Annotated in this window: 1 pseudogene; it reads left to right on the forward strand. The window is 41.2% G+C overall.

Going from position 1 to position 294, the window contains the following annotated elements:
* Positions 1–160: pseudogene (locus ACFIKU_RS10260) on the forward strand (baseplate assembly protein); the annotation flags it as partial.
* Positions 161–294 lie beyond the last annotated feature (134 nt).

Raw genomic sequence — 294 nt, forward strand, 5'->3', positions numbered from 1 at the left:
TGTCCTTGATCTCTCTTTAAGTTGGATACTAAGCCGCTTGATGGTTGAGGGCGTTCATCATGTGAACATAACGCAACCTTGTGAGGATATTTTTGTCGCACCTGATGAAGCTGTCGCTTTGGGGGATATTGTCTTGTTTGAACGGGGGCGTGCTGATTGATTTCCTCGTTGTTATTGCTGCTTAATTTCAGCCATTATTTTTCTGAAAAAGAAGCTTTGTAGGGAGAAGATCATACATGGAGTAGGGCGTAAAACGAAGAAATGCATATAACTGATCCAGTAATGTTGACAATA

The sequence above is a fragment of the Bartonella sp. CM120XJJH genome (genome assembly GCF_042194715.1).
In the GTDB taxonomy this organism is placed as follows: Bacteria; Pseudomonadota; Alphaproteobacteria; order Rhizobiales; family Rhizobiaceae; genus Bartonella.